Source organism: Bacillus sp. VA15, assembly GCF_055721145.1.
Window position 1 is genome coordinate 393689 of the sequence record NZ_JBVQPQ010000002.1, and the last position, 15610, is coordinate 409298.

At 44.4% G+C, this 15610-nt stretch carries 17 protein-coding genes, 1 riboswitch and 1 other annotated feature; all 17 genes read right to left on the reverse strand.

Features of this window, described 5'->3' with window-relative positions:
• Positions 1 to 19 precede the first annotated feature (19 nt).
• The gene (gene pyrP, locus AC0DBE_RS06890) at positions 20 to 1327 is read right to left on the reverse strand and encodes a uracil permease PyrP (protein ID WP_072566245.1); all 1308 of its coding nucleotides are present in this window, start codon (positions 1325 to 1327) and stop codon (positions 20 to 22) included.
• A 174-nt stretch (positions 1328 to 1501) separates the two neighbouring features.
• Positions 1502 to 2047, reverse strand: a complete 546-nt coding sequence (gene pyrR, locus AC0DBE_RS06895) for a bifunctional pyrimidine operon transcriptional regulator/uracil phosphoribosyltransferase (RefSeq protein ID WP_472961566.1) — start codon at positions 2045 to 2047, stop codon at positions 1502 to 1504.
• Between the two features lie 182 nt (positions 2048 to 2229).
• Positions 2230 to 3141 (reverse strand): RluA family pseudouridine synthase, encoded by a 912-nt coding sequence (locus AC0DBE_RS06900; RefSeq protein ID WP_044445173.1) that lies wholly within the window; start codon positions 3139 to 3141, stop codon positions 2230 to 2232.
• The gene (gene lspA, locus AC0DBE_RS06905; protein WP_014113729.1) at positions 3128 to 3607 is read right to left on the reverse strand and encodes a signal peptidase II; all 480 of its coding nucleotides are present in this window, start codon (positions 3605 to 3607) and stop codon (positions 3128 to 3130) included. The genes AC0DBE_RS06900 and lspA overlap by 14 nt, the downstream gene beginning before the upstream one ends.
• 102 nt (positions 3608 to 3709) lie before the next feature.
• Positions 3710 to 4084 (reverse strand): sporulation-related RNA polymerase-binding protein YlyA, encoded by a 375-nt coding sequence (gene ylyA / locus AC0DBE_RS06910; RefSeq protein ID WP_472961568.1) that lies wholly within the window; start codon positions 4082 to 4084, stop codon positions 3710 to 3712.
• Between the two features lie 145 nt (positions 4085 to 4229).
• Entirely contained in the window at positions 4230 to 6995 is a 2766-nt protein-coding gene (ileS, locus tag AC0DBE_RS06915) for an isoleucine--tRNA ligase (protein WP_014113727.1), read from the reverse strand.
• Positions 6996 to 7047: 52 nt separating this feature from the next.
• Positions 7048 to 7274, reverse strand: a binding site (T-box leader).
• A 62-nt stretch (positions 7275 to 7336) separates the two neighbouring features.
• Positions 7337 to 7831, reverse strand: coding sequence for a septum site-determining protein DivIVA (divIVA, locus tag AC0DBE_RS06920; RefSeq protein WP_003221468.1), 495 nt, complete (start codon positions 7829 to 7831; stop codon positions 7337 to 7339).
• A gap of 93 nt (positions 7832 to 7924) precedes the next feature.
• A complete protein-coding gene (locus AC0DBE_RS06925; RefSeq protein ID WP_472961571.1) occupies positions 7925 to 8698 on the reverse strand; it encodes a YlmH family RNA-binding protein in 774 nt (257 codons plus the stop codon).
• 60 nt (positions 8699 to 8758) lie between these two features.
• On the reverse strand, positions 8759 to 9031 hold the full coding sequence (locus AC0DBE_RS06930; protein WP_003221463.1) for a YggT family protein: 273 nt from the start codon (positions 9029 to 9031) through the stop codon (positions 8759 to 8761).
• Between the two features lie 6 nt (positions 9032 to 9037).
• Positions 9038 to 9493, reverse strand: coding sequence for a cell division protein SepF (gene sepF / locus AC0DBE_RS06935; RefSeq protein WP_014113725.1), 456 nt, complete (start codon positions 9491 to 9493; stop codon positions 9038 to 9040).
• Positions 9477 to 10181: a YggS family pyridoxal phosphate-dependent enzyme gene (locus AC0DBE_RS06940; protein WP_472961574.1), complete on the reverse strand. Its 705-nt coding sequence runs from the start codon at positions 10179 to 10181 to the stop codon at positions 9477 to 9479. The genes sepF and AC0DBE_RS06940 overlap by 17 nt, the downstream gene beginning before the upstream one ends.
• Before the next feature lie 6 nt (positions 10182 to 10187).
• On the reverse strand, positions 10188 to 11024 hold the full coding sequence (gene pgeF / locus AC0DBE_RS06945) for a peptidoglycan editing factor PgeF (RefSeq protein ID WP_079287721.1): 837 nt from the start codon (positions 11022 to 11024) through the stop codon (positions 10188 to 10190).
• Between the two features lie 161 nt (positions 11025 to 11185).
• Positions 11186 to 11431, reverse strand: a complete 246-nt coding sequence (locus AC0DBE_RS06950) for a YlmC/YmxH family sporulation protein (protein WP_003221455.1) — start codon at positions 11429 to 11431, stop codon at positions 11186 to 11188.
• Positions 11432 to 11513: 82 nt separating this feature from the next.
• Entirely contained in the window at positions 11514 to 12794 is a 1281-nt protein-coding gene (locus tag AC0DBE_RS06955) for an acetylornithine deacetylase (RefSeq protein ID WP_079287720.1), read from the reverse strand.
• An 87-nt stretch (positions 12795 to 12881) separates the two neighbouring features.
• A riboswitch (TPP riboswitch) is annotated at positions 12882 to 12983 on the reverse strand.
• A gap of 12 nt (positions 12984 to 12995) precedes the next feature.
• Complete coding sequence (locus AC0DBE_RS06960) at positions 12996 to 13790, reverse strand: ABC transporter ATP-binding protein (RefSeq protein ID WP_472961577.1); 795 nt, start codon at positions 13788 to 13790, stop codon at positions 12996 to 12998.
• A 150-nt stretch (positions 13791 to 13940) separates the two neighbouring features.
• Positions 13941 to 14723 carry an RNA polymerase sporulation sigma factor SigG gene (gene sigG / locus AC0DBE_RS06965; protein ID WP_003221449.1) on the reverse strand — a complete coding sequence of 261 codons (783 nt, stop codon included), beginning with the start codon at positions 14721 to 14723 and terminating at the stop codon, positions 13941 to 13943.
• A gap of 139 nt (positions 14724 to 14862) precedes the next feature.
• Positions 14863 to 15582, reverse strand: a complete 720-nt coding sequence (sigE, locus tag AC0DBE_RS06970; protein WP_003221446.1) for an RNA polymerase sporulation sigma factor SigE — start codon at positions 15580 to 15582, stop codon at positions 14863 to 14865.
• Positions 15583 to 15610 lie beyond the last annotated feature (28 nt).

The following is a 15610-nucleotide window of genomic DNA, read 5'->3' on the forward strand; positions in this document are numbered from 1 at the left end:
GGACTTTCATTAAAAGGTTTTAGATATGATGTTGTTCAGATGTGTCAGCCTGCTCTTCCTTCGCCTGCGGAAGAATCAGGTTTAAGATGACACCGACAATTGCGGCAAGCGCCATTCCAGACACTTGGAATCCTCCTTGAGACACTTGGATAAAAGCGCCTCCTACACCGATCACAAGGATAACTGAGGTAATAATAAGGTTTCTGTTGTTTTCATAATCAATTTTGTTGTCAATCAGCATTCTCAGACCGCTCGAAGCGATAATTCCGAACAGCAGGAAGGAGACGCCTCCCATGACCGCTGACGGCACTGAACTGATCAGTGCTGAGATTTTGCCGATAAAACCGAAGCAAAGGGCAATCACCGCCGCGCCGCCGATGACAAAGACGCTGAACACTCTTGTGATGGCCAGCACGCCAATGTTTTCCCCGTAAGTCGTTGTCGGCGGACCGCCGATCAGGGAAGCAAGAATTGTCGCCACGCTGTCACCCATAATGGAGCGATGCAGCCCCGGCTTTTTAATGAAATCTTGTCCAACAACTTTGCTCAGCACCATTTGGTGGCCGATATGCTCCGACATTGTCACAAACGCGACGGGAACCATTGCTGCTGCGATGCCGATTGTTACTGACGGTGAATAATCTTTAAACGGGATGATAAATTCAGGCACCGCAAACCATTTCGCGTCAAGCACCGGCTGGAAGTTGACAATCCCTTGAGTAAGGGCAAACAGGTATCCGCCGATGATTCCGATCAGAACCGGAATCAGGCTTAAAAATCCTCGTAAGAAAATCGCGCAAATAATCGTGATCGCCAGCGTAACTCCTGCAACACTGAAGTGCTTTAAGCTGTAGACCAATTCACTCGCGTTCGGATCAGCGTACATCGCCATGTTTACTGCAGTACTTGCCAGCCCCAGCCCGATGACGATAATAACAGGGCCTACGACTACAGGTGGGAGAATCTTCATCAGCCAACCGGTTCCAAGCTGCCTGATCAATAAGGCAATCAGCCCGTATACTAGCCCTGCAAGAAACGCCCCGACCATTGCCGCTCCCGGCCCGCCGGTCGCTTTTACCAGTATGATCGGAGAAATAAAGGCGAAGGATGAACCGAGATACGCCGGAATTTGCCCTTTCGTAATAAGAAGGTATGCAAGTGTCCCGATACCGCTTGTCACCAGTGCCACAGCAGGACTCATTCCGACCAGCTTCGGTACCAAAATCGTTGAGCCAAACATGGCAAACAAATGCTGCAGGCTGAATGAAACCCAAGAGAAAGGTGTCGGGACATCCCTGACTCCTAAATTTACTTTTTTCTTACTCATGATGATTTTCCCCCTGATTGTTAACTTTCATTTTAGGATGACTCAATGACTGTATAAAAAAACCTCTTTGCTATTTTTACGCAAAGAGGCATACAAAGACCTGCCGAATACTTTCGGGACTTTGTTGTGCACCTCTTTGCAACCTCTCTGGATTGCCTTTAAAAAGGTGATCTATTATTCATTTTCATAAATGGCGACGAGATCGTTTTGATCTACCTCATCAAGCTGAACCATAACCTTTTCAGCCTTTGATGTCGGGATGTTTTTCCCGATGTAATCCGCTCGGATCGGCAACTCCCGGTGTCCTCTGTCAACTAGTACTGCCAGCTGAATGGAGGAAGGTCTGCCTACATCCACAAGCGCATCCATACCTGCTCTGACCGTTCTTCCGGTGTACAGAACATCGTCTACGAGGATCACTTTTTGATCTGTGATGTCTACTGGAATATCTGCGCCTTTCACAAGCGGTTCTTCGTTGCTCGTTTTTTTGGAAAGATCATCTCTGTAAAGAGTAATATCAATTTCACCGACTGTTACAGGATTCCCTTCAATCTGTTCGATTCGTTCCGCAAGGCGTTTTGCCAAGTAAATCCCTCTTGTCTTGATGCCGACAAGGACGCAGTTATTCATTCCTTTATTGCGCTCGATCATTTCGTGAGCAATCCTGGTCAGCGCCCGTCTGATTGCCTGTTCGTCGAGAATGACAGCTTTTTGATTCAATGTGTGACACCTCACAGTTCATATAGAAGAAAAAACCCCTCCTGCCAGAGCATAGAGGGGTTTTAGGACAAGGTGCGCGCATATACACGCGTCCCGTCTATCCGTTATCCTTCTCAGCCTCTCTGGACTGTTTTAAAGAATCTATTCAGCTTCATTTATTATTTCAGAAAAGAAACAGTCTGTCAACCGTTATTTCTAAGGTTTTCGATTAATTCTGCCATATCCTCCGGAAGCGGCGCTTCAAATTCGACATATTCGCCAGTGCGAGGATGATCAAAACCTAAAATTCCGGCGTGAAGGGCCTGTCCGTTAAAATCGATCGTTTTTCTCGGACCGTATTTTGGATCGCCGGCTAATGGAAATCCAATATATTTCATATGAACACGAATTTGATGTGTTCTTCCTGTTTCAAGCTGGCATTCCACCAACGTAAAATCCTGAAAACGCTCAAGCACATGAAAATGAGTGACGGCATTTTTGCCATCACGCGTCACAGTCATACTTTGACGGTCTTTCTTGTCCCGTCCAATTGGAGCGTCAATTGTTCCGTCATCGTGAGAAATAAGCCCATGGACAACTGCCGTATATTTCCGCGTGACCGTTTTGTTGACCAATTGGTTTACAAGTGACTCGTGCGCCATATCATTCTTCGCCACCATTAATAAGCCGGACGTGTCCTTATCGATTCTGTGGACGATCCCCGGACGCATCACGCCATTTATTCCGGAAAGGTCGGTACAATGAGCCATAAGGCCGTTTACAAGCGTACCCGTAAGATGCCCGGGAGCTGGGTGCACAACCATTCCGCGAGGTTTATTGACGACCAGCACATCCTGATCTTCATAGTAAATATCCAGATCCATAGGTTCTGCCAGCACGTCGAGCGCTTCCGGCTCAGGCACAGTGACGGTCACCTGATCCCCCGGCTGAATTTTATAATTCGATTTTACAGGGCTTCCGTTCACGACAACTTGTCCGTCTTTCACCCATTGCTGCACCTGTGTTCTCGACCAATCATTCTCAGTCGATGCCAGAAATTTATCAATCCGCTCACTTTTTTGTTCTTCTGAAGCGGTTATATCAATTTGATTCATGGTATTGCTCCTTTTTCTTTTTCCCGCTGTCCAACAGCATTTGTATAAATAAAAGCATTACGCCGACACATAATGAAGAGTCTGCGATGTTAAAAATCGGGTAATTGTAATTCACAATAATGACATGGATAAAATCCACAACTTCCTGTCTGACAGCCCGATCAATGAAGTTGCCGATGGCACCGCCAAGCATAAGTCCGAGGGCCACGCCAAGAAGCCTTTGTCCTTTTGTATAACGCTGTATGTAATAAACAATGCCAATAATAACCGCGGTTGTAATGAGGTAGAAAAACCACATCTGACCGGCTAATATCCCCCATGCAGCACCCGTATTGCGATGGGAGGTGATATAGAATACCTGATCAATGATCGGAATGCTTTGTCCAAGCTCCATGTTCTTAACGACAAGCCATTTTGTCAATTGATCGGCTGCAATAATAAGTAGTGCGATCACATAATACAGCACAAACGTTCCTCCAGTTTACGGTTACTTTAATCCATTATGCATTTTATCAATAAAAAGCACTGGAGTAAAGAAATATCAGGCATATTAACCGGCCAGACACTGTTATTCATACAGTGCCTGACCATATTCGATATCCGTTGATTTCCACAGCGGAAGCGTTTTTTTTTCAAATTGGACATAGTAAAGAAAGTCGTTTGCTGTGCGGGCAGTCGGCAGCACAGCAAGCTTTGAAAGAGGAATGGGAGCCCCGGTTTCTTCACAGTATCCGAAAGTGCCGTTTTCGATTTTGGACAATGCGAGGAGTACATCTTGAAGCTCTTCTTTAATGTGATAGATCAGAGTTGCTTTTTGTTTATGATTGATTGCTGCTTGCGGGCTTGTTGAAGCCTGAAAGCAAGAATACTCAAATAATCTCGACTGTAATTCTTCTTTCGTCAGAAGAAGTTCCGTATATATTGCGGTCAGTTGATCATTCATTCATCACAACTCCTGCTCTTAACGTAGTACCTATATTGTTGCCTGTGAATGATGATCTAAAGCCCATAAGATTTTTCCTGCCGTTCTAAACGATGTCACTCTTGGCACAAAAAAAGCCCGGCTTTTACGCCGGGCCCCTTTTCCATTATTTTTGATAGTATTTTTCAACGATTTCAGCGTTTCGCAGTGAAAGTGTAGGATATTTTGGATTTGCACCTACATCTTTTGAAATCACACGGGATCTCTCACACATTTCGCCTTCGGCTTTCTCGACAGCGATTTTACCTGTCGCAAAGCTTTGCGCATCGTTCGGTGCTTCATTTTCTTCGCTGATTGTCAATTCAGAAACAATAAACAGCTGAGAAAGATTTTCTTTAATGGAAGCCAAGAGCTCTTGGTTTTCTTTGTTTGGATACAATTTCAGGTTGGCTTCCAATGATTTACCGATAATTTTTTCATTCCGCGCAGTTTCTAACGCTTTTAGCACATCATCACGGAAAGCCATAAAGCGGTCAAATTTATCTTCTGTCGCTTCGCTGTTTGGAACCGTGATTGTTTCCGGCATATCTGTCAGCTGAACGCTCTGCTCTTCAACAAATGTTAAATGAGACCATAATTCGTCAGCCGTATGAGGAAGGATAGGCGCTGAAAGCTTCACTAATGCAAGAAGCGTTTCATAGAATACTGTCTGCATGCTGCGTCTATCCGGATGATCCGCATGCTCGATGTACACAATATCTTTTGCGAAATCAAGATAGAATGAGCTCAATTCGATTGTGCAGAAATTATGGATGCTGTGATACACAACCGCAAATTCATACTCATCATACGCTTTTTTCACTTTATCAATCAGTTTGTTCAGTTTAATCAGCATATATTGGTCCACTTCGCGAAGATCTTCGACAGCCACCGCATTCGTTTTTGGATCAAAATCGAATAGGTTGCCATGAAGGAAACGGAACGTATTGCGGATTTTACGGTATACTTCAGCAACTTGCTTCAAAATGGCGTCAGACACGCGAACGTCCGCCTGATAATCAACTGAAGACACCCATAATCTCAAGATGTCGGCACCAAGCTGTTTCATAACTTTAGCTGGAACAACGACGTTACCGATCGATTTACTCATCTTGCGTCCTTCTCCATCCAGTGCGAACCCATGGCTGAGCACACCTTTATATGGCGCTTTTCCTGTTACGGCTACTGCTGTAGAAAGAGATGAGTTAAACCAGCCGCGATATTGGTCCGATCCTTCTAGATATAAATCAGCCGGGCGAACGAGATCTTCACGCTCTTCAAGCACCGCTTGATGAGAAGATCCTGAATCAAACCAAACATCCATGATGTCCTGTTCTTTTGTAAATGTGCCGTTCGGGCTGCCAGGATGTGTAAAGCCTTCCGGAAGAAGATCCTTCGCTTCTTTTTCAAACCAAATGTTTGAACCGTGCTGCCTGAACAATTCAGAAACATGTTCAATGGTTTCATCCGTAATAATCGGTTCTCCGTTTTCAGCATAAAATACCGGAATCGGCACTCCCCATGCACGCTGTCTGGAAATACACCAGTCTCCGCGGTCACGAACCATGTTGTGCAAACGCTGCTCGCCCCATTCAGGAACCCATTTGGTTTCTTTAATGGCATCCAGCAGATCTGATCTGAAATCTTTAATAGACGCAAACCATTGCGCTGTCGCTCTGAAAATGGTTGGTTTCTTTGTTCTCCAATCGTGCGGATAAGAGTGTGTAATGAATTCAAGCTTCACAAGCGCGCCTTTTTCATCTAGCTGCTGTGTGATCGCTTTGTTCGCGTCATCATAGAACATGCCTTCAAAGCCCGGAGCTTCGCTTGTCATTACACCTTTTGCATCAACTGGGCATAGCACATCTAAACCGTATTTTTGGCCGATGATAAAGTCATCTTCCCCGTGCCCCGGCGCTGTATGAACGCAGCCTGTTCCGGCATCAGTTGTTACGTGTTCGCCAAGCATAACGAGAGAGTCTCTGCCATATAGCGGGTGTTCAGCGATAATGTTCTCAAGGTCTTTCCCTTTGATCGTTCTTGTCACTTCATATTGATCAAATCCGCATGCAGATGCAACATTTTCGACTAAAGCACTTGCTACGACAAAGCGGTCTTCACCTACTGCAATCACGCTGTACTCAAGATCAGGGTGCACTGAAATTCCGAGGTTCGCCGGAATTGTCCAAGGCGTTGTTGTCCAAATGATGATGCGCTCGCCGTTTTCAAGAACGCCTTTTCCGTCTTTCACACCGAAAGCAACGTAAATAGATGCTGAACGTTTGTCTTGATATTCGATCTCGGCTTCAGCCAAAGCAGATTCACTTGAAGGTGACCAGTTAACCGGTTTAAGGCCTTTATAAATGTAGCCTCGTTTTGCCATCTCACCAAATACGCGGATTTGCTGCGCTTCGTATTCCGGTTTTAATGTCACATATGGGTTTTCCCAATCACCGCGGACACCAAGGCGTTTAAACTGCTCACGCTGTCCCTCGATTTGCTTCCAAGCGTACTCTTCGCACAGTTTGCGGAATTCCGCTACTGACATTTCTTTGCGGTTGACTTTTTTGTTTTTTGTGAGAGCCGTTTCAATCGGCAATCCGTGTGTATCCCAGCCCGGTACATATGGCGCGTTGTAGCCGCTCATTGATTTGTAGCGGACAATGAAGTCCTTCAAAATCTTGTTAAGCGCGTGGCCCATATGGATATCGCCGTTTGCATACGGAGGTCCGTCATGTAAAACAAATTTCGGGCGGTCTTTCGTCCGTTCCTGTACAAGACGGTAGATATCCTCTCCCTCCCATTTCTTTTGAATGTCAGGCTCACGGTTTGGCAAATTTCCACGCATCGGGAAATCTGTTTTCGGCATTAAGAGCGTGTCTTTAAAATCCATTTTCATTCCTCCACTGCATTTTTTCAGAAAATAAAAAAAGCCCTCTCATCCCATAAGGGACGAGAAAGCTTATCTCGCGGTACCACCCTTTTAGAAAAAGCAAGCATACGCCTTTTCCTCTCGAGCATCGTAACGTGATGAACGTCCTAACCTACTGTGAGTTCAGAAAGGAAACTTAAGGGCTGATCTACATGATTCCGGCCATCCCGGACTCTCACCATCTCCGGGTCGCTATAAAGGCCTGAAGGAAACATGACTGTCCCTTTCAACCGTTTTTTCATCTGAATTTATGAACGTATTATATTCGACAAGCTAAGAAAATGTCAAGATAATCAGAGAATTTATTCCTTTTCCTCAAATACTGCGTCGACTTCATACTCAAGCAGATGATCCCAATCGTCATTTTTCAGAAGATCGAGCTGAGCTTCAATCAACATTTGGAAACGTGTTCTGAAAACTTTAGACTGTTTTTTCAGCTCTTCAATTTCCATGGCAATTTTTCTTGATTTTGATAAAGATTCGTTGATAATGCGATCAGCATTTTTCTCCGCTTCCCGAACGATCAGTTTTGCTTCTTTTTGAGAATTGCGTTTTACGTCTTCAGCCGCTTCTTGAGCAACTAAAATCGATTTATTCAGCGTTTCTTCAATATTGGCAAAGTGTCCGATTCTTTCATCAAGTTCATTGACTTTCGCTTCAAGCTCAGTTTTCTTACGGAGAACAATTTCGTAATCTTTTCTGACTTGCGCTAGGAATTCATTTACTTCATCTTCATCATATCCGCGAAAACTTTTTGTAAACGTCTTGTTGTGAATATCATTTGGCGTTAATGGCATGATGCCACCTCCATTTTTACATTTCAGTACGGTTATCTAGTTCACATTATAAAACAAATTTCGCACAGATGGAGAAAAAAACTGAAAAACCGACTATTTTTGTCGCTCAAACGTAACTCTCCATTTGTCTTTTTTGGTTTTTCCTTCGATTTTTGTTAAGCTGCATCGGCCAAAGCCTCTGATAGAGAGCATGTCCCCTTCTGCCACCATGTATGAAGGGTCTTCAACTACCTTCCAGTTCACTTTCACGAGGCCGTTTTTCACAAGCGTCTGTGATTTCTGGCGGGATTGTCTGCTCATAGAGGCGCAGACGGCGTCAAGCCTTAAAGAAGAAACCGTGTCATCTCTTATTTCGACATCAACTGCTGGAATGTTAAGGTCTGACAAGTTAATTTTCTCTAGGCTGACCGCCGCTTTGCCTGCTTGGGTCAGCTGCGCCGCCACAAAATCAGCGGTATCGGCTGAGACAATCAATTGCACTGATGTCTCAGAAAACACGATGTCACCAAACTTTTGCCGCTTTAAGCCTATGCCCATTAATGCACCAAGCAGAGAACGATGATCTACAGAGACAAACTTTTCAGCATAACGTACGTTAAACGCCTGCAGTTCAAAATCCGATTCTTCCGGAGTGATGTACTCTGGATACAGAATCGCCCGTTTTCGCTCCGCTCTGTCATAGCCGCCGGAAAAAGCAAGCCCAACGTCAGCCTGTCCCGTAACAGCAGAAAGGATGACCTGCTCTCGGGGGTCTAAAAAGTCGGTCAGCTTCATTCTGTACTGCTTCTGGACTATTCCTTTCCATTCGAGCGCCTGGTCAATAAAGGCCCGCTCGTCTTTTCTGAAGTGTTGATATATATCGCTCATCGTCTTTCCCTTCTATGTAAAGAGGCTTGGCTGCTGCCAAGCCCCTATCAAACTGTCACATTAAAACGCAATCATGCGATAAAGCCCCCACAAGCCGGTTGTCGCAAACCGAAGCACAAGTATAGCTACGATCGGTGAAATATCTAGCATTGCGATCGGAGGGATGATTTTTCTAAATGGTTCGAGATATGGTTCACAAATCGAAGCTAAAAACCGCCCGACTGCCGTTTCCCTTGTACTCGGCACCCATGACATAAAAATATATATGATCAGGGCAAATGAGTAGATTGTGATTAATAAGCTTAAAACCGAAAAAACTTGATAAAGGATCATCTCGCTTTACCACCTCTGATGTTCGTCTTCAGATATGAGCTCAGAAATTGTGCCTGATACATCTACGTTGTCAGGCGTGCAGAGGAAAATATCCGAGCCGATTCTTTGAATATCGCCGCCAATGGCATAAACGGTTCCGCTTAAAAAGTCAACAATCCGCTTAGCCTGGTCATGCTGTATCCGCTGAAGATTGACGACAACTGCCCGCCGGTTCTTCAAATGATCGGCTATTTCCTGCGCCTCCGCATAAACGCGCGGCTCACTCAACACCACTTTAGAGGATTTCTGAACACTTTGCAAGCTCACTACATTCTGTTTGCCCGCAGGTTTGTTTGCGGTATAAGCCGGTTTTTCTTTTTGCTCATGCTCTTCATGAGATTCTTGCTCTGTCTCAATATATTCATATTCGTATTCTTCATCTTCCATTGAGAAAAAGTTTTTCAGTTTATTTTTCATACTCATTGCTGTACACCCCTGTTTCATTTCCGACTAACGATGAGCCGATTCTAATATAAGTAGCCCCTTCTTCAATTGCAATTTCAAAATCATTTGACATGCCCATCGACAGTTCAGTACACGGAGCGTTCGGCTGTTTCAGCTCCTGAACCTGATCACGGAGTTCTCTCAGCGCTCTGAAACAGCTTCTGATCTCATCTTGATCATCAGTCAGCGGAGCCATAGTCATCAGTCCGGCCACAACGATGTGTTCGAAACCGGAAAGCTCCTGTATGAATGGAATGACTTCTTCTTTTTTCATGCCGTGTTTAGAAGGCTCAAGAGAGGTATTGACCTGCACAAAGCATTGCACAGTACCTTCAGCCCGTTTTTCAATTTCTTTCGCTAATGAGAGCCGGTCTAAGGAATGGATATAGGAAACCGAATTGACGACAGCTTTTGCTTTTCTTGATTGCAGACTGCCGATAAAATGCCATTCCGGACCCCCTTTTATCATTTCCTGTTTGCGGAGCAGTTCCGCATCCCGATTCTCTCCGAGGCAGGTGATGCCCGCATCCACTGCCTCCTGTGCTCTTTCAGGCGATACATATTTTGTGACTGCAATAACCGTAACTTCATCGGAGCTGCGGCCCGATCTGTTACATGCTTCGTTTATTCGTTCGTTTATATGTCGTAAATTATCAACAACACGCAAGATCTTTTATGCCTCCTTCATTCCGATAAAGGACATCATCCGTCCAGTTTTCCCCTGATCGCGGCGGTGAGAATAGAAAAGAGACGGCTCACTTTCCGTGCATAAACCACTGACAGAAATCTGTTCATTTGCCAAACCGCTGTCGATCAATATAAGGCGGTTCAGCTCTTTCAGGTCAAGCTGATATTGTGCCTGTGCCGTCTGATTTACGGCACGTTCTGCTGAAACTGGCAATGCCCGGACAGCATCCATGACACGGTCGTCTACTGTATAGCATGCTCCGCTGATAGACGGTCCTATAACAGCATAAATATCTGAGAGATTTGAACCTTCCTGCTCGGTCCATTGCTTCACCATTTCTCTGCCAATCTGTTTGACAGTGCCTTTCCACCCGGCATGGGCGACCCCGACAAGCGATTTAACCGGATCATAAAAGAAAAGAGGCACACAATCAGCAAAGCATAATGCCAAAAACACATTCTTTTCATTTGTATAGAGCCCGTCCGTTGCTTTTAGAGCTGTGTGATACTCACGGGCGCCTTTTCCCCTATCCCTCTGCGTCACTTTCTGAACGCGATTATCATGTGTCTGATCAGCAAATACCCAAGACTGCAAATCAATATTAAACATATCGGCAATATATTCACGATTTTTAACTACATCTGCATCTTTGTCATGAACGTGCAATCCTGTATTTAACGATTCAAAAGGCTTTTGGCTGACACCGCCGTTTTTCGTAGTAAATCCGGCAATGACTTCTCTGTTGTTTTGATTCGTTTGTGTCCAGTCTTGTATCATGAGTGTCGAGGGTGTGGTAAGACTGAATGGGTGATATGTATTCATGATGATCCAACCTTTCGACAAACATTTAAAAAAGCGGAATTTCCCACTTATTTTACCACATCTTTCTGCATTCGTTGAGCGCCGATTTGCATATTTCTAAATGAAATGTGCCGGAAGAATCCAGACTTCCGGCATTTGCCAATCCGCGGCAGACGAGCAGGTTATGCATGCGGTTCATTTAATCGGACCAAGATTACATCTTCCCCGATTTTTACTATATTTCGCCATGGAATGACCAATTCCTCTTCTTTTCCAAAAAATCCGAGAACTTTCCCATTTCCTCCTAGTATGATCGCCTGAATTTTGCCAGTGGTCACATTGATATCTATATCACCAATGCTCCCCAGCTTTTTTCCGTTTGAGACATTGACGACATCCTTCACCTGAAATTCTGAAATGCTGATCATTCCATCACGTCCTTTTTCCGTCCTTTTTTCAAGTATATGAACGGGCGGGCTGAACCTTGTCAGCAAGAAAAAATTTTCATGGTCACTGTTCTTTTTTACAGCTGCACCAACCGATGATAAAATTGAGCATAATTTTCGTATAATCTACCAGCTGCTCAATCGATACCTCCTCGTTCACGGAGTGTGCATTGTGAAGATCTCCAGGTCCATAAATCACGCTTGGAATGCCGGCATTATACAGCCATCCTCCGTCTGTAACGGATTGAGAAACGTCAATAACCGGACGCTCCCGTTTCACTTTCTGATGAGACGCTGTAAGTGCTGAGACGCCTGGGTGGCCAGGGTCAACTTCCAGTGCCGGAAAAATTTCTCCTCTGTCTTCAATCATAGATGAGCCTCCCCACTTGAAGACAGGGCGGTTTTCCCTAAGCCAAATATCACTGTCACTCAGCCGGTTAATGTAATCTTCTATTTCCGCTGCCACTTGTTCATGGGTTTCATTCGGGTAAAAATGGACTGTGATCCACAGTCGGCACTCGTCAGCTATAAAAGCCGCATGCCTGCCGCCTTCTATGACAGCCGGGTTAATCGTATTTGTGCCTGGTTTAAAACCGGGATAACTTTTCATGATAGACCAGTGGCGCTCCAGTTCCCCGAGCCCCGCAATGATTTTTGCCATTTTTTCAATTGCGCTTGCTCCGAATGTTCCTCCGCCTGCATGAATCATATTCCGCCTCGTCCCATCATGAAACGTTTGACTGCTTTTGATTTCAATCCAGCCTGTAATGACACCGCCTTGACCTTGAATATGCATATCGCTCGTATCCGCGACAACTGCAAAATCAGCATGATAGCCCCTCTTGCAGCATTCAAGCGTGCCGGCTTCTCCGACTTCCTCCCCGATAACCGATTGCAGAATCAAATCACCGGGAAGTTCAATGTCGGCTTCACGAATCAATTTCACAGCAAACAGCACACACGCCATTCCGCCTTTCATATCAGAAGCGCCTCGCCCGATTAAGAGACCGTTTTTTTCAATTGGATGAAACGGATCATGCTCCCACTCCTCATCCTCTTTTACCTCTGCCACATCTACATGGCCATTGATGATCAAGCTATGATAATCTGCTGAATCTGTTCCCTTTAGTAGACCTACAACATTGGGATCTCCTGGGTACACGTCCCATTTATCGATCGAGAATCCCATTTCATTTAAAAACCCAGCAATCCAGGACTGAATGCCGTCGGTATTTCTTGCAGGCGGAGCAGGTGTTTTATAGGACATCAGCGTTTTTGCTAGCTGAATAAGCTCCTCCTTTTGATCTTCCACCTTTGTTAACAGAGAGTCTATTTGTTGATTCAATGTGATCCGCTCCTATTCTTTAAAATCAAAAAAGCCGTTTCAAATGTTATGAAACGGCTTAATAAAAACAAACAGAGTCCTATGTACTCCGTTGTTTCACCGCTTCCCTCCGCTGGCATGATCCAGATCAGGTCAAAAGGGTTAAGACAAAGTCTCTCTCAGCTTCGCAAAGCACCCCTAGGATGAATCGATATGTGTTTGTCAGGCATTCGTTATCGGCTCGGCTCTTGTTAAAAACGGCCGATTCTGATTCCATAATACATGGATTGGCGTATCAAAAAAAGCGGAAAGTATTTGATCAGTAAGCATTTCCTTTACTTCTCCCGATTGAAAGACCTCTCCCTGTTTTAACAAAAGGGCTTTGTCAAAGACCGGCAAAATTTCTTCCGCATGATGAGTCACGTAAAGGATCGATGGCGCATTTTCTTTATTTGCAATGTATGTAATCGTGTCTAACAGCTTTTCCCGGGCAATAAAATCCAGTCCTGTGACCGGTTCGTCCAGTATCAGCAGCTCCGGATCAGCCATTAGCGCTCTTGCAATCAAGGCTCTTTGTTTTTCTCCTTGAGAAAGGGTTTCATAGCGGCGGTCGGCATATTCAATTGCTCCCAAGTCCTCTAACAAACCAATCGCTTTTTCCCTGATTTCTGCACTTGGTGTTTCATATAATCCAATCGAAGCGTAAGCTCCGCTCAAAGCAATTTCAAATGCCGAATCTGCCGGATAAAATTTTTGCTGAAGAGCCGCTGAGACGAGGCCAATTTTCCGTCTAAGTTTCTCCCCAAGCTCCGTTTTACCAAATTCATGGCCAAGCACCTGCATCTCGCCCGATGTTGGAAAATAATAAGAGCAAAGCATATTTAACAGCGCTGTCTTTCCAGCGCCATTCAGTCCGTAAAGCACCCAATTTTCCTTTTCTTCCACCTTCCAATGAATATCTCTCAGTATCCATTTTCCATTCCGTTTTAGTGAGACATTGTCAAGCTGCAAAATCATCGTGGTCCTCCTCTTTACTGCCTTTATAATTATTTAAATTTTCATAAAACTTTGTACGAACTAGGATACCTTATTTTTTCCAAAACGTAAACCGCCCGCAATCAATAGAAAAGCCTTTAAAACAAAATCGTTTTAAAGGCTTTTCTTTCATTATTGATGAATATTCTTATTCATTTGTTTGATAGCCGCTTTTTCAAGTCTGGACACCTGCGCTTGGGAAATCCCGATTTCCTCGGCTACTTCCATTTGAGTTTTCCCTTGGAAGAATCGCTTTCTCAAAATCATTTTTTCCCTATCATTCAGCCTTCTCATGCCCTCTTTTAAAGCCAGCTCTTCAATCCATTGTGAATCTTTATTGCGTTCATCACTGATTTGATCCATCACATAAATCGGGTCTCCGCCGTCGTTATAGATCGGTTCAAATAGAGAAACCGGATCCTGGATGGCATCAAGCGCAAATACGATTTCCTCATGCGGTACTTCAAGAACTTTTGCGATGTCTTCTGCAGTCGGCTCCTTGCTTGTCTCACTGATTAACCGCTCTCTTACCTGAAGTGCCTTATAAGCGATATCCCGGAGTGATCTTGAGACACGGATCGGGTTATTATCGCGTAAATACCTGCGGATCTCTCCGATAATCATAGGTACAGCGTATGTTGAAAACTTAACATTGTGGCTTAGGTCAAAATTATCAATGGATTTCATTAGTCCGATGCAGCCGACCTGAAATAAGTCATCAACATACTCTCCTCTGTTATTAAATCTTTGAATGACACTTAAGACAAGACGCAAGTTCCCGTTTACAAGCTTTTCTCTTGCTGAATCATCGCCTTCATCCTGCAGCTGCCTAAACAGCTTTCTCATCTCTTCATTCTTGAGTACTGGTAATTTGGAGGTATCCACCCCGCAGATTTCGACTTTATTTCTCGACACTTTTTTCCCTCCCTACAGGAGCTGCTGTACAACGTTAAGTATCTCCTTGGGTGGGAAAAATATGCACTGCGTTCAGACCGAAAAATAGTCATAATTGGGAAATCCTTGTAGAATCAAGGGATTACCCGTAAAAATTTTTTTACACCATTTTGTTGAATTCTTTTCGCAATCTTTTAATGATTCGTTTCTCAAGACGAGAAATATAGGACTGGGAAATCCCCATCATATCCGCTACATCCTTTTGGGTCTTTTCCTCCTCGCCGACAAGGCCAAAACGTAGTTCCATGATTTGTTTTTCCCTCTCATTGAGCTGTTCAAGCGCTTTTTTCAAAAGCTTTTTATCTACGTTAGCTTCTATGTCTTTTGTGATGATGTCATCGTCAGTGCCGAGCACATCAGAAAGCAAAAGCTCATTGCCGTCCCAATCAATATTAAGCGGCTCATCAAAGGAAACCTCTGAACGGATTTTGTTGTTTCTCCTTAAATACATCAGGATTTCGTTTTCTATACAGCGGGAGGCATAGGTCGCCAGCTTGATTTTCTTTTCTGGATTGAACGTATTCACAGCTTTGATTAATCCGATGGTACCGATGCTGATTAAATCCTCTATATTAATTCCCGTATTTTCAAATTTACGGGCGATATAGACGACCAGGCGCAAATTGCGTTCAATCAAAATGGCGCGAGCCGCCTGATCGCCGTTTGGGAGCTTCATTAACAGAACCTGCTCCTCATCTTTAGATAATGGAGGCGGCAGAGCTTCACTCCCGCCTATGTAATAGACTTCATCACTTTTCAGCCCAAGTTTCATCAGCAGCTTATACCAGAGGTGCGTCAATCGCAATTTCAGTTTTTTCATCTTCCTCTCCCTTCTAAATGTCACGTCG

Excerpts from the sequence above, each read along its gene's own strand:
- pyrP (WP_072566245.1), bottom strand. The coding sequence starts at position 1,327 with ATGAGTAAGAAAAAAGTAAATTTAGGAGTCAGGGATGTCCCGACACCT.
- AC0DBE_RS06900 (WP_044445173.1), bottom strand. The coding sequence starts at position 3,141 with ATGAATCAAATTGATATAACCGCTTCAGAAGAACAAAAAAGTGAGCGG.
- ylyA (WP_472961568.1), bottom strand. The coding sequence starts at position 4,084 with ATGAATGATCAACTGACCGCAATATATACGGAACTTCTTCTGACGAAA.
- ileS (WP_014113727.1), bottom strand. The coding sequence starts at position 6,995 with ATGGATTTTAAAGACACGCTCTTAATGCCGAAAACAGATTTCCCGATG.
- divIVA (WP_003221468.1), bottom strand. The coding sequence starts at position 7,831 with ATGCCATTAACGCCAAATGATATTCACAACAAGACGTTTACAAAAAGT.
- AC0DBE_RS06925 (WP_472961571.1), bottom strand. The coding sequence starts at position 8,698 with ATGAGCGATATATATCAACACTTCAGAAAAGACGAGCGGGCCTTTATT.
- AC0DBE_RS06930 (WP_003221463.1), bottom strand. The coding sequence starts at position 9,031 with ATGATCCTTTATCAAGTTTTTTCGGTTTTAAGCTTATTAATCACAATC.
- sepF (WP_014113725.1), bottom strand. The coding sequence starts at position 9,493 with ATGAGTATGAAAAATAAACTGAAAAACTTTTTCTCAATGGAAGATGAA.
- pgeF (WP_079287721.1), bottom strand. The coding sequence starts at position 11,024 with ATGAATACATATCACCCATTCAGTCTTACCACACCCTCGACACTCATG.
- AC0DBE_RS06950 (WP_003221455.1), bottom strand. The coding sequence starts at position 11,431 with ATGATCAGCATTTCAGAATTTCAGGTGAAGGATGTCGTCAATGTCTCA.
- AC0DBE_RS06960 (WP_472961577.1), bottom strand. The coding sequence starts at position 13,790 with ATGATTTTGCAGCTTGACAATGTCTCACTAAAACGGAATGGAAAATGG.
- sigE (WP_003221446.1), bottom strand. The coding sequence starts at position 15,582 with ATGAAAAAACTGAAATTGCGATTGACGCACCTCTGGTATAAGCTGCTG.